This is a genomic window from Corynebacterium callunae DSM 20147, from assembly GCF_000344785.1.
Classification (GTDB): domain Bacteria; phylum Actinomycetota; class Actinomycetes; order Mycobacteriales; family Mycobacteriaceae; genus Corynebacterium; species Corynebacterium callunae.
The window spans coordinates 780,948-794,411 of record NC_020506.1; the positions used below are offsets into that span (position 1 = coordinate 780,948).

13 protein-coding genes are annotated in these 13,464 nt (G+C 51.3%); 12 read left to right on the forward strand and 1 reads right to left on the reverse strand.

Translation table 11 applies throughout. From position 1 onward, the window contains the following. Position 1: 1 nt before the first annotated feature. From H924_RS13605 to H924_RS03780, 11 genes are read left to right on the forward strand one after another with little or no spacing between them, the layout of a single operon-like run. Positions 2-1,606 (forward strand): hypothetical protein, encoded by a 1,605-nt coding sequence (locus H924_RS13605; RefSeq protein WP_245533897.1) that lies wholly within the window; start codon positions 2-4, stop codon positions 1,604-1,606. Continuing rightward, positions 1,584-3,074 carry an SCO6880 family protein gene (locus H924_RS03735; RefSeq protein WP_015650626.1) on the forward strand — a complete coding sequence of 497 codons (1,491 nt, stop codon included), beginning with the start codon at positions 1,584-1,586 and terminating at the stop codon, positions 3,072-3,074. The genes H924_RS13605 and H924_RS03735 overlap by 23 nt, the downstream gene beginning before the upstream one ends. Before the next feature lie 18 nt (positions 3,075-3,092). Further along, positions 3,093-3,905: a hypothetical protein gene (locus tag H924_RS03740; protein WP_211208111.1), complete on the forward strand. Its 813-nt coding sequence runs from the start codon at positions 3,093-3,095 to the stop codon at positions 3,903-3,905. 2 nt (positions 3,906-3,907) lie between these two features. Continuing rightward, entirely contained in the window at positions 3,908-5,578 is a 1,671-nt protein-coding gene (locus tag H924_RS03745; RefSeq protein WP_029703448.1) for an ATP/GTP-binding protein, read from the forward strand. Next, complete coding sequence (locus H924_RS03750) at positions 5,575-5,835, forward strand: transposase (protein WP_015650629.1); 261 nt, start codon at positions 5,575-5,577, stop codon at positions 5,833-5,835. The genes H924_RS03745 and H924_RS03750 overlap by 4 nt, the downstream gene beginning before the upstream one ends. Next, positions 5,832-7,418 carry a peptidoglycan DD-metalloendopeptidase family protein gene (locus tag H924_RS03755; protein WP_015650630.1) on the forward strand — a complete coding sequence of 529 codons (1,587 nt, stop codon included), beginning with the start codon at positions 5,832-5,834 and terminating at the stop codon, positions 7,416-7,418. The genes H924_RS03750 and H924_RS03755 overlap by 4 nt, the downstream gene beginning before the upstream one ends. Before the next feature lie 13 nt (positions 7,419-7,431). Then, the gene (locus tag H924_RS03760) at positions 7,432-8,025 is read left to right on the forward strand and encodes a hypothetical protein (RefSeq protein ID WP_015650631.1); all 594 of its coding nucleotides are present in this window, start codon (positions 7,432-7,434) and stop codon (positions 8,023-8,025) included. An 11-nt stretch (positions 8,026-8,036) separates the two neighbouring features. Continuing rightward, positions 8,037-8,717 (forward strand): hypothetical protein, encoded by a 681-nt coding sequence (locus tag H924_RS03765; protein ID WP_015650632.1) that lies wholly within the window; start codon positions 8,037-8,039, stop codon positions 8,715-8,717. Next, complete coding sequence (locus H924_RS03770; RefSeq protein ID WP_015650633.1) at positions 8,710-10,449, forward strand: type IV secretory system conjugative DNA transfer family protein; 1,740 nt, start codon at positions 8,710-8,712, stop codon at positions 10,447-10,449. The genes H924_RS03765 and H924_RS03770 overlap by 8 nt, the downstream gene beginning before the upstream one ends. A gap of 34 nt (positions 10,450-10,483) precedes the next feature. Further along, entirely contained in the window at positions 10,484-10,999 is a 516-nt protein-coding gene (locus H924_RS13610) for a DUF4913 domain-containing protein (RefSeq protein ID WP_015650634.1), read from the forward strand. Then, entirely contained in the window at positions 11,000-11,617 is a 618-nt protein-coding gene (locus H924_RS03780; protein WP_015650635.1) for a hypothetical protein, read from the forward strand. Positions 11,618-11,989: 372 nt separating this feature from the next. Here the strand turns inward: H924_RS03780 and H924_RS03785 are convergent, their stop codons facing one another. Continuing rightward, on the reverse strand, positions 11,990-12,964 hold the full coding sequence (locus tag H924_RS03785) for a S1 family peptidase (protein WP_052160413.1): 975 nt from the start codon (positions 12,962-12,964) through the stop codon (positions 11,990-11,992). 60 nt (positions 12,965-13,024) lie between these two features. Here H924_RS03785 and H924_RS14525 point away from each other — a divergent pair, with 60 nt between their 5' ends. After that, positions 13,025-13,429, forward strand: a complete 405-nt coding sequence (locus H924_RS14525; protein WP_052160412.1) for a hypothetical protein — start codon at positions 13,025-13,027, stop codon at positions 13,427-13,429. The last annotated feature ends 35 nt before the right edge of the window (positions 13,430-13,464 follow it).

Below are 13,464 nucleotides of genomic sequence, written 5' to 3' on the forward strand. Positions count from 1 at the left end.
GATGAAAAGAATTGTAATGGCTGTATTTATCAGCCTGATTGCTTTCCTTGGCTCGGTGTCACCTGCATTTGCACAGGAAGAACTAGAAGCACCATCAGCTACAGAACACACCGGCGGGCTCGGGATTTTCGGTCAAGACAGCTTCAATACCTGCCGTGACAATCTCTCTCAGGCCAATATCGCCACGGTTGGTGAAGATGCGGCGCAAAACGACGGTCTAGGAGCTGGAATCACCAATGTTCTAAGAAATGTTGAGTGTTTCGCGCTGTCTCCAGTAATTAATACCGTGGCTGATGGTGTGGAAGCTGCCTCGAAATTTTGGGACACCAATATTGGTCAGTTCGTTCAGTCGGTGATGGAAGGCAATGCCGAAACAATGATGTGGGCCATGACGTTCTGGATGGACTATTCCATGACCGGCATCGGCGGTGCTAGCTTGTCCGCGAATGTGGAAGGTGTGCGCAATATTGTCCTGGGACTCACCGGGTTGGCGTTGGTCGCCAGTTTCATTGTCGGTGGTGCCAGACTTGCAGCGTCTCGGCGTATGGGATTACAAGAAGGGATCTCCGATTCTGGCGAAGTCATCGGGCGCTGGTTGATCTTCTCTTTGGTCGTGCCTGCTGCGGTGCCCGGTGCACTGATGGCCTCGGACATGCTCGCTGATGCGATCATGGAAAGCTTCGGTGTTTCTGATCCTGCAACGTTTGTGCAATTAACAATGCTGGATGAATCATTTGGTGGCCCTATTCTGTTGCTTATTCTCTCGGGCTTGACGCTTGCTGGCTCGATTATGCAGCTGATCGCACTGGTCATTCGTGTGCTGATTTTGCCGATAGCTGCTGGATTAACACCATTGTTTGCAGCACTGAGTTTCTCAGAGACAGGCCGATCAGGACTGAACCACTTGGTGGCCTACATCATCGCTGCGATTGCGTTCAAGCCCGTCTCAGCGCTGCTGTACTCGGTGGTGCTGTGGAATGTGAGCAATAGTGGAGACGGAAGCACCACAACGGGACTGATTAATGCGCTCATGATTGGTATCGCTGGATTTACCGCGCCAGCCTTGGTGCGTGCCATCGTCCCAGCTGTGTCTCAAGCGGGTGGTTCGGGTGCTGCTGGTGCGATGACCGCTGCGGGAGCTGTCGGTGCTGGCGCAGGTGCTCTTGCAGGTGGAGCAGGAAGAATGCTGGGTGGCGCAAGCGCTGCTGGAAAGGCAGCTTCATCAGCAGGCGGTGGCAGTGCTGGTGGTGCAGGAGCCGGCAGTGGGGGAGCGACTGGTGCTGGCGCGTCTACATCAACTCCGCCACGCTCTCCGGTAGCTGGTGCGCCTGGTGGCGGGGGAGCCTCACGCGGTGGATCTGGTTCCGGTGCACGCGGTGGCGGTGGATCTAGTGCCAGTGGTGCAGGCACGGTTCGTCGTGGTGCTGCTCGTGTGGGTGGTGCCGCAGGCCGTGGAGCGTCAAGCGTTGGCCGCGGAGCTGCGTCGGTAGCTAGGGGCAGCGGATACGCGCTTCAAGGCACAGGAAATTTAGCGCAAACGTCACAAAACACTCTTGAGGGTTCGATTGGAGGAGCAGGTCACTATGCAGGACAAATTCACCGCTGATGAAGCCGTACAGTATTCGCTAGGTCAGCCATCTGTACGCACTGGTCTCGGGGGCTTCTCTATGAAAGCCACCGCCATAATTGCAGTAGGTTTTATCTCATTTCTTGTGCTGCAACTCATGGGTCTTGCGAAGTGGGGCTTTACCCTTGTTTTACCTCTGACGATTGTGTGCGCAGTGGTCGTGTCTGTGAAATGGGCGGGTCGATCACTGGCTGAAACTGTTCAGTTGATGTGGCAGGATCAGCGCAGAAAACGCGCTGGTGGACACCTTTATTTCTCGGGGATTGGATCACGTGTGCCACTAGGACAGCGCAAGTTGCCAGGGCTACTAGCGCGTACTGAAATGCTAGAGGGCATTGATACAAGTGGGCATAAATTTGGTGTAATTTTGGATCGTCCACGACGTGACGCCACCGTCGTTTTTGATTGTCAGCTCACGGGTCAAACTGCCATGACGCAGGCTGAACGTAATGCGCAGACTGCTGAATGGTCACACTGGCTTGCCGGATTATCTTTGGCTGGAAACATCAAACATGCAGTGATTGTGATCGGTTCATATCCCGGCACCGGAGAACTGATTTCGCATGAGGTACAGTCGCTGATTTCACCGACTGCTCCGATGGTCGCGCAGACGATTATGAGGGAAGCTGCTCAGGCAGTCTCTGTAGGCATTCCAGAGGTTTACGCCCATATTTCTGTGACCTATCACGTAGAGCGCGACATGCTCACAGAAGACTCGTTTTTACATCAGCTTTCAACGGCCATTGCGCCAATGTATGAGTCATTGACGTGGGCGGGCATTCTTGCTCATCCTATGTCGGCTACAGACATCACTGCACGTGCACACGTTCTCTTCAATCCAGCTTCTGAACAAGATTTCGAGCAAATGGTGGTGGACAACGAAAACCACGGTCTGAACTGGGATGATGCTGGTCCAAGTTCAGCGATCACGTTGCCAGGTGTTTATCACCATGATGGGTGTGCTTCGGTGACCTGGGAGATGAAAGACGCTCCCAGATCTTCCTTTGAAGACACGCTTTTGCACAAGCTGATTCAGCCTCATGATCGCCTTGACCGTAAGAGGGTTGCGCTAGTGTACCGCCCGTATGAATCTGGTACCGGCGCTTCTCGTGTGGAGGATGAGCATCGTGATGCGATGGTGGCTGCTAACTCGTCTAAGAAGTTGACTTCGGCCAGTGCTGAAATGCGTCTTGAGCACACCGATGCAGCCAGACGTGCGCAATCAAAGGGTGCTCAGCTTGGTCGGTACTCGATGTTTGTCACCGCGACCACTGATGATCCATCAGATTTACGTCGGATCTCCACAGAAGTTGTTCATCTCGCGTCGTCTTCATCTATTCGACTCCAAGTGATGAAGCGCCAGCAGGATGTCGGTTTTCAGATCAGCTGTGGACTTGGACAGGTTCCGTGGGATAAGGCCACGACCTCCAAAATAATTGGTGAATAACAGAAAAGACTTGATCATATGTGGAGTTTAAGAAAGGTGATGACCAGTGAGTTCATCGCCGCAGAGCTTAAGAGCACCGAATTGGGTGAAGTGCGAGATCGTGCAGGTTTTGATCACGGCGCAATCATTGACACGCACAAGGGACAGGTGACTCTGCTATCAGAGTCAGCTCATCGCGATAACCACATGGTGAGACGATTTGAGCAGGTCATGTCCATGGACGATGAAATTGCATGTGTGGCCACCACGCCACATTCTGATGGTGTTCGCGTCTCGTTGACGTTTAAAGCCACCGTCAAGACGGAAAAACGTGATCGAACAGAATTTCTGACTTCCCTTGCTCGGCGTGGTGACATGATCACCGCGGAGTCAGACGAGATCGGCCTGGAGCTAAATCCGCTCAATTCTCGTGCGGTGGGAAGCCTCGCGGAGAAAACATGGGGATCTTCGTGGCCGCCAGTAGCCATAGGAAAAGTTCACTACGACTTTATCTCCATTGCCGATACTGTCGCGGTGGCCTCGGAGATTGATATTGATGAGGAGCTTCACGACCACCTCAGCGAAATTGCATTCAAAGAATCATGGCTGACCTACACACACATAACGCGCCCAGCGATCTTAGGTACGGGACTACGCCTTGGATTGATCGTTGTGCGGGGCGCAACTTTTAATGAAGCGAATTACCGGATAGGTGAGATTATTTCTGGGTTAAAGCCACCACAGAGACTGCGTTTTCACCGGCTTTTTGGTCGGCAGCGAATGGGAACGTTAGCAGGGGCAGGCTTGGGAATTCTTCCCTGGCAACACATCAAAGCGGAGGTCATGCCATGACAATGACAAAAACTACTGAACTAGACTTCTTTGACCTCCACCAGCGTATTTCCGCAGGAGAACTCCAACCACCACCCGCGCTGACCACACGAGGGCGGGCGTATCGTCGGTGGCTGAAAGAACATACCAGCATCCCTGATATGGACGGTATCCGTTTTGATCATTCCTATCATTCCCCTAGAGTCACCGGCTTCTTTGGCTCAGGAGCTGGCACAGCCTCGGTGGTATCAGGTGGTCTGGAATGGCAAACAACGACGAACTTAGGCGCAGGATTTTCTCCCAATGTTGTCGGTGCGCCCGCACCGATTATCGGTACTCCACTGGGTAGGCATGTCACGACAGGAGCCGATGTGGGTTGTGACGCAATGAGTTGGTTTCGAGAGGGCATTATCGCTAACCCTTCGGCTTTTGTGCTCTCACTGCCAGGTTTGGGAAAATCGACACTCATCCGAAAAATGCTCATGGGTGGGGTAGCCCAGGGTCACATCCCGATCATTGCTGGTGATATCAAAGGTGAATATGTTGGTTTTACGCAGCAAGTCGGTGGTCAGGTCATCACGATTGGCCATGGTGAAGGCAAAATCAACCCGCTGGATGTCGGTGCTCTTGGTCGTGTGATTCCGCTTCTGGAGTCTTCGAAAGAACATCTCGAAAAAACTGGTAACGGTGATCTCATCGAGCGTGCGAAAGAACAGGTTCACGGGAGACAGGTCACGATGGTGGCCACCTTGGTGGGGCTTGGACGAGGTGCTCCCATTGCAGACTGGGAAGCGATGCTTGTTTCTGTTACGCTTCGTGAGCTTTCTGCTGATTCTCGATTTTCATGGGAACATCCTCCAATTTTGACCGACCTTATCGAGATTCTTGAAGAGGGAAGCACGAATCTGAGGAAAAAGGCGCGTGCCCGAACGGATGAAGCTTGGCAGGAACGTATTGATGATCTTGTTCTTTCACTCAACGCCTTGCTCGATGGTGCTACGGGACAGATTTTTGCAGGTCAAACCACTGATCCCATCCAAGTTGATTCCACAGCCGTATGTATTGATGTTTCTGCCGTTGACCGTGGGGATTCCTCTATGAAAGCCGCGGTAATGATGGCGTGTTGGTCGTCTGCGTTCGGTGCGATTGAAGCCTCACACATGCTTGCTGATGCAGGGCTTGGTGATCAGAAATACTTTTCAGTCACCCTCGACGAGATGTGGCAAGTGCTTTCTTCGGCACCGGACATGGTGGGACAGGTAGACAGCTTGACTCGATTGAACCGTACGAGTGCCACTGCGCTGCACATGATTACACACACATTCAAAGACCTGGAATCACTACCAACAGAAGAAGATCGTAAAAAAGCGATGGGCTTTATTGAGCGTGCTGGGATGGTGGTTTGCGGTGGGCTGCCGAACTCTGAGCTGGATATCCTTTCTTCTCGGTTGGAGTTTTCTCCGGCTGAAGCCTCGATGATCACATCTTGGTCAAAAGGCGCACATTTGCGCCGGTCACGAACTTTTGGTGCCCGATCCTCACCTCCTGGCCGTGGTCGATTCATGATCAAGCCGTCGAAAGATGGCTCAGCAGGTGTCCCAGTTCAGGTGGTACTTACTCCCACTGAAATTACTGATCGTCTTCATGACACAAACCAGCGCTTTGATACTTATTTCTCGGATGGTGAGTCATGAGGGCGCACCGTTTTTCAGCAGAGTTCCGAGATGAAGTGATCAAAGAATTCATCACGACGTGGGAGTCCTATAGTCACCCCACGAAAGCGGCCACCACGATTGCTTGTGAAAACGGAATTGGAAGATCCACGCTTGAAGGTTGGCTGCGTCAGGAAGGCGTGTGGCCAGCCCCGCGAGCAGGTCGGATCTTAGAACTTGAACAGGAAGTTCGTCGTCTCCGTGCGAAGGTCGAAGAGTTAAAGAAGAAAGCAGTATGAAAAAGGTCATTGCAATAGCTTTGGCTATTGTGCTGTTTATCGTTATCTTAGTTTCTGCGATTATGAGCAGCGACGAGGAAAAGTGCTACCCATCGCGTCAGCCGATGGGATCAGGTGTTCCGGCAGGGGCTTTTTCTTTGCCTGAGGCTAACGCCATGGATCACATCACGTCTGGTTTTCGTAGTGCGGATCGTCCGACACACCAAGGACTGGACATTGCGCAAGGCGCAGGAACTCCGCTGTATGCGTTTGCTGATGGTGTGGTCTCTAAAGCTGGATCGGCTTCTGGTTTTGGGCAGTGGATCGTTCTAGATCATCAGCTCGATGGGCAGCTAGTGTCCACGGTCTACGGGCATCTTTTCCCAGAGGATGTTCACGTCAGTGCAGGTGACACCGTTAAAGCAGGCCAACACATCGGCAATGAGGGTTATAATGGCGAGGTTTATCCACCAGGTGAGCAGGGGGCACACCTGCACTTTGAAGTCTGGCCTGGAGGCCGTGATGCTGGAGCATCTGTAGATCCCATGCCGTGGTTAGAGCGTGCTGTGGAACCAGGAACAGCAGACAGCCCAGATACTGAGACATCACCTATTCCTACCCCTGTGCTTGATGCCGATTCTTCCACTCGTCTCGATGAAACGAACCTGCAAACTGACGCCATCAAACTGGGGCGTGCTCTCGTGGCGCAATTCCCAGAAGTAGCCGCATTCGGTGGATGGCGAGCAAATGGTGGATACGCCTCAGATCACACAGAAGGCCGCTCAATTGATGCAATGATCGCGGATTATTCCAGCTCAGAGGGTATTGCGCTAGGAAACAGAATCCGTGACTATGTGCTGGTGAACAAAGAGGCATTTAATGTCGACTATGTGATCTGGAGACAAGAACTGTTTCCGGCGAATGGGTCTCCATACATGATGGAAGACCGACATAGTTTGACTGAAAACCATTTTGATCATGTCCATATTTCAGTGCTAGGAGCAGGGCTTCCCAATGGATCAGAAACCTATGATGTGCCAGGATCGGACGGCAGTTCACCAAACTTTGCCACCGGTGACTGTGATACGAACCTGTCCGCAGAACACGTGGATGCTGATTTGGATGAGGCGACGATTCCAGAAGAGCTTCGCAGGTGGTTCCAGCTCGCCGGTCAGGTATGCCCAGAAGTCTCAGCACCTACTGTTACCGGTCTTGTGTTCCATGAATCAGGTGGGTTCAATGCCAATGCAGTCTCGCCTGTCGGCGCACAGGGATACGGCCAATTCATGCCAGGCACGTGGGCAAGTGTCGGTGCGAAAGTCGATGAGAATGGCCAGGTCATTGGGGCACCGGGTTCAGGATCACCCAGTGATCCGGGCGACGCGATTATGGCCTCTGCACGCTATCTCTGCGAGATCGCAGAGTCACAAGAACCCATGATTGCTTCGGGGGAAATTTCTGGTGATCCGCTTTCACTGATGCTGGCTGGCTACAACGCTGGGCCTGGAGCAGTGCAGCAGTACGGAGGGGTACCGCCGTATGCAGAGACACAAAAATATGTCGTGATTGTGCCACAAGAAATTGAACGCTTCACCAAAGTCTAGAAAGGGGATCGACATGGAGAAAAAAGCTTCTCCAACAGTAATAATCATGGCCGTTGTGGTGACTCTTGCCGTAATCGCTGGCATTGCCTGGATGGTGTGGGCAAGCATTGCGCCAAAACAAGCAGATCTCACCGCAGATCAGGAAATTGTGAGCCACGAAGGACACGATCATGCTGACCCAACGAAAACTAGTGCTCAGGCAGCAGCACAAGCTGTTATGGGCGCGGCATATAGCTGGCAGCCAGCTCACTTTGAGACTCCGCTCGATGGGCTTCTTGGGGTTTCTGATCGTCTCACCGAAGAACTTGCTGAGCAGATGGAGATTGCAGCGACCGATCCTAATCATGTTGTTGCCAATGAGTGGGACACATGGGCAAAAAATGGCGATGTGATCTCTGCGGCTACTGAAACCACGAATGAAGAAATCCGGGATGACCTAAGCAAAGTCACTGTGCTGGTGACTCAAAATGTGCTCACCTCTCAGGGCGATGTCACTCCCTATTCCCAATTTGAAGTCACCGTGGATGCGGTGGCCACGACTGGTCAGTCAAAGCAAGAAATGACCTGGCTTGTGCAGCGCTTCGCTATTACCAACGTTATTTTTTAAAGGAGAACAACATGGCACTATCAACAGCAGAAAAAGCCCGCTGGGCAGAGATCGACTCCATCGTGGCAGAGCATAAGGCAAAATTAAAATCCGCTACCACGCATGAAACGCTCAAAGACTTTGCCGAAGAACAGGGTTTCATGAATGAAAATGACTTCGGGAAGTACAAGTTTTCCCTCAAGAAGATCGCTGTCTCTTATGAGGATCTGCGCGCTCAAACATTTGAAGCTCAAGACAAAGAACGGGCAGAAGCTCTAGAAAGTCTTGCATCTGATGCCCCCGCAGTCATGCTGTGGACAGGTGCAGTTGAAGGCGACAATGGTGAAGGCTCGTTTGCCATTTGCAACAGTGAAGACGATGCCATTTGGTATGGACGCTTCTTTGATGGTGACAAGATCCGCGTTGCGGGTGACCTTATCTCCGCAGAGCAATCTGTCGCAGAAAAGGCGGTATGGATTGCATCAAAAGCATTTGAGGCTGCGGGACACAAACAGGGCCGGCTCTATCTTCACAGCACCTGTCCTGCGCTAGATGAACACGAACTTCGTGCTCAAGGCGCACGCTTTGGCGTCGCTGTTGATATTGAAGTCAATGAGGATCTTCGCGCGGTGACGATGGCGGAGGTGCCGGGATTTAAGAAGTGGCAGGACAACAATCTGGCGGAACTGGTCGAGGCTGATACCGATGAGTAGAGACAATATTCGGCGTGCACAACAGCCTGGATCAGATCCACAGCTTGTGCTTGTGGCCTCATTGTTTGTCCTGTTACTTGCAGCGACTGTGGCAGTTCATCTCGCATTGGTGTATTCCAATGATAAAAACGGCCTTGAAGATGCTGTGCCGTGGAATCCCATCAATTTGTTTATCAGCCTAGCTAAAGGCCAATTCACCTGGACAACCGATGCCACCATCGTCACTGCTGTACTCTCAGTGATCTTTGCTTTTATTGCTGCGGGTTTTTGGTGGCTAATTCGGAAACCAAAGGCGGAAAAACGTGTTGATCAGGTGCGCCATCTGCTGGGTTCCAGCAGAGATATGGAATCTTTTTCCAAGAAGAAGGCTACTGATCTATCGAAAAAATGGCTTCCTGAACAGCTTGCAGAAAAATACCCTGGACTGAAATTTGGAACGGTGGTGGGCAACCGCAAAAGGGGTCTGTACTCCTCCTGGGAAGACCTCTATCTGGTGATTTTCGGGCCACGAATGGGCAAGACCACAACGCAGGTAATCCCTGCCATTGTCGATGCTCCCGGAGTCGTCATGACCACCTCAAATAAACGTGACATTGTGGATGAAACAGTGGCATTTACCTCCGCGCGTGGAAACGTGTGGGTGTTTGATCCCCAACGCATTGCAGCTGGCTTTGACCAAAATCCGTGGTTCTTTGATCCGTTGGATTCTTTGCGTGAAAATCCCGACATGATGGACAGTGCCGCACTTGCTTTGGCAGATATTTTCCTCTGTGCTCAAAGTGGGGATACTTCCGGTGGAGACAGCTATTTTCATAATGCTGGCCGGGATCTTACCTCCAGGCTTCTTATGGCAGCAGCTATTGGCGGACGACCAATTAGTGATGTCTTTATCTGGGCAAATGATGATTCTGATCGCACGCCGGTGGCAATTTTATCCGGCGATGGCGGGTGGGATCAACAGGCCTCAGCGTTGGCAGCAACTTATTCGATCACCGAACGTACGCGAAGCGGAATTTTCTCTCAAGCTGCGCAGATGGTCGCACCTCTAGGACGAAAAGAAGCAGTGAAATGGGTGACCCCAACCGCTGGTGCCAGGCGTTTCATACCAGCTGACTTTGTTCGCACCGCTCATGACACGCTGTATGTCCTTTCAAAAGAAGGCCCCGATTCCGCAGCAGCACTCACCACTGCATTAGTGGCGTCGATCATGCAAGCAGCAGAACGCTACGGTGAAGCCAATGGCGGCAGGTTACCTGTGCCCCTGGTGGCAGCACTAGATGAGGCTGCAAACGTTGTGCGCTGGCCGGAACTACCCAAATTGTATTCCCACTATGGATCGCGCTCGATCATTCTCATGACGATCTTGCAGTCCTACGCCCAGGGGGTAAGTGTCTGGGGAGAAGAAGGGATGGAGGCCTTGTGGTCTGCGTCCGCGATCATGCTCTATGGCGGGGGCGTTCGTGATGAAAAGATGCTGTCAAAGATGGTGGAGCTTATCGGAGATGCAGAAGAACGTTCCAAGTCAGTGTCTTCCTCACGTGATGGGCGTTCAGTCTCGACGTCGCTTCATGAAAAGAAAATCTTAACTGTGGCCGAACTGTCGTCACTTGAGCAGGGACGCGCGATTGTTTTCGCTACGAAACATCGTCCGATTTTGGCTGAGCTTGAGCCGTGGTGGGAACGTCCGTGGCCACAGGAAACCAAAGACCTCCTTCGGATCACCAAAGCTTAGTGTTATGCAACCCTCCGATAGAAAGAGATAGATCATGTCTGAGATGATTAAGCAGAAAGTTGAGCAGGCACTTTTAACGCCGGCGCTTTCGGAAGTTGGCGCGCAAATTGGAGAGCTGGCACAGGCCTATGGCCATGACAATGAGATTGCGCAGCTTCTCCTTAACTTCGTGGAGAACGAGTTAGGAAATATCAAGGCCAGCCTCGATACACAATCTATTCCTGAGCCACAGTTTGCATCGGTCTTTGAGTTTGTCGATGACTGGTTACTGCATGTCTATCCGTACACCCAAGCGCGGGAGCGGGATGTGAAGTGGACTCCATTTTGGTGGTCTCATCCCGAGGCTGTGCTGCGGTTGACGTCGCTGTGGCAGCGTTTTGAGAATCTTCGTGTGGCTGAGCCAGCAACATATTTGGAAACATTTTTGCGTGTTCATGCTGATTATCACATGCGGGTGCTCATGGCTGATGAAGGCGTTTTTGATGATTCACGACGTGAAGATACTCCCTCAATTCCACTTCCTAGTGCCCCAATCCCGGAGAAGAAGTAAATGGAAAAGCAAATGACAAGCATTGATCAGAAGTTGGCGTCGCTGGTGGCCACGGTTATTCAGTCTTCTAGATTTCGGAAGCATCCGGTTCCAATGCGGACGTATCGGCCAGGAGCTCGACAGCTTAAAAGCTACAGCACTGTGCGTCTGATCCGTGAAGTTCACAGACGATCTGTCGAGTCAAAGGGTAACTTATCTGAGCGAGATAAATCGCTGTTCTCAACGGAACTGCAGCGTCGCCAGTTCTCCACGACAGCTGCAATTGTTACTCGTGCTGGAATCGCCGTGATGATCGCCCCGTTGCTAGAAAGGCTTATCAATCAAGGTCTGAATGAATCACAAGCTGCGATTGATGAAGCAACAACGGATCTTCTAGCATCTGAGAACGTCGATCTTGATCATGATGTGATCGAACCGTTTACGTCTGCAGATCTTCTCGATGATATGCGGGATCAAAATCTTGATCCCGCAATGATTGAAAAGTTCGATATGGTGGCCCACTTCATGGTGACTGATCTTGGAGCAGCGATTGAACAGCAAAACGCTGTAGAGCAACCAGCTCAGAGCTTTGACCTTGAAGCCCTAGCTGAGATTTCAACCGAAGTCGCAGAACTATAGACATCTAAGTGATTCCGCTGGATGAGTAAAGTCACAAAAGTCCGTTGATCAAATGCGGTTGGGGAAATTTCACAAGGTGGTTGGAGACACTAGTGTCTCCAGATCGTCACTTTGGTATCAATGCCTTAGTCGCGACGTGAGGATAGAAGCCCTGACAATTTGAACTGTAATCCTGAAGGTATTAATCGCGATCGACGGCTACCTTCAGGATCTGTGGCGGTTTTAACGCGTGTGTTCAAAGGTTGACGACCTGTCAAGCAATCGTAACCGCGATAAAGGATGCTGTGTTTTACGTAGTGGGAAAGAAGTGGAGATCCTCGTTTCCTGCTTCATGCCAGGGTTCAGTGGATACAGAACCCTGGCATGAAGCACTTAGAATGAACTTCCCCACGAGCTTGATCTTGGGTGTAGTGGCATAGGCGCAGTGGGGTGGAGCTCTCGCCCTCTGTGTGCCCTGTCACGTTCAGAGTCGGTGAAAGCAAGGTTGGCAAATACGGTTTCTCTAATCCAGCTGACCCGGGAGCTTATGTTGGTGTGCCACATCAGTCGATCTTGCCCCTGAGCGCAGTTTGGATTATACCCCCCTCCGGTGTGGACCGCATAGATTACGTTTCCTTTAAAGATAGGTCCGCCAGAATCTCCGCTACAAGAGCGAGACGCAGAAGTTGATGTGCCCTCGAAGAGGTCAGTGTAGATCGCTTGGCCAAAGTCCAGTGAGTTCAGATGCTTGGAAATCTGAGTGGTGGCTTCGGAAGCGAAACTATTGGTAGCTCCGTACCCAATCAAGGTTGCTGTTTCACCCACTGAAAGCGGCTTCGTCGATATCTCAAATTTATCGGCATCGATGCCTTCTTCCGTCTTGATGAGTGCTACATCATCGGTGTCGGACATTGTGTAAACGTTTGCGATGCCGGCTATTTCTCCATCGAATTGCTCAAGATACCCCAATGCTTGGGGATGTCCAGCTACGCAGTGATGTGCGGTTAACCAGAAACTATCCCCGAGATACGAGGCAGTACAAGTTCTGCGCGCAGGTGGAGGTTCAAGTTTTTCATCTGTTGATGCTGAGAGCGAATTGCTTATCCACAGTGCCGCAATCCGGTTATCTTCAACGGGAGTAGTGCTGGTTGCTTGTAACTTTGGAGTATCGAATGCAAGTGTTTCTGTCAGCGGTAAGGCGTTTGCGGTGACCGGTGATGATAGCGCTGTTGCAGTGGTTAGCATAGCTAAGATCGCGGGAAGAAAGCGTTTTAAGAGAAGGTGCATAGCTCTTTTCCAAAGTGGTACGAGGTCATGGGGAAGGACTTTGAAGGTAATTTTGATGTTTCTCCGCGGGAACTCTATCACTAAATTAAGGTTAGAAGAGGTTTTTGAAACCACCTTTACATCTAATTGACAGGATCTTCCATGAACAGATTATTGAAGCAATGTCTGGCTGGCGTGACGGCCGCATTCATTGTCATAGGGAGTGCAGCAAGTGCTGATGCTCAAGCGCTGTCATCTTCATTTCCGTTGGGGTCGTCTCAGGGGGTAATTGATCCTCCATCGAATTTGGAGCCCTCCTTCGATGGAGAGACTTCTTCTCCCAACTATCCAATTTTTCCAGAAGATACGGTAGTATCTTCAGGAGAAGTCATAGACTTCCAGCTTGACCCAGAGGAAACTTTGGACTGGAAACCAACTGAAAAACCAAACCCTAATATTACTCTCGGGCAAATGCGTAGTGATAGGGAAGAAATCCCTGGGGGCTTTACTAAAGCTGAAGCTGATTTAGCTGAGATCAGAGAAGCCCAACTAGAAGATGAAGCGTAGCCTACTCTAAATGCTTTGTCAGGGTGCAAAGTTTA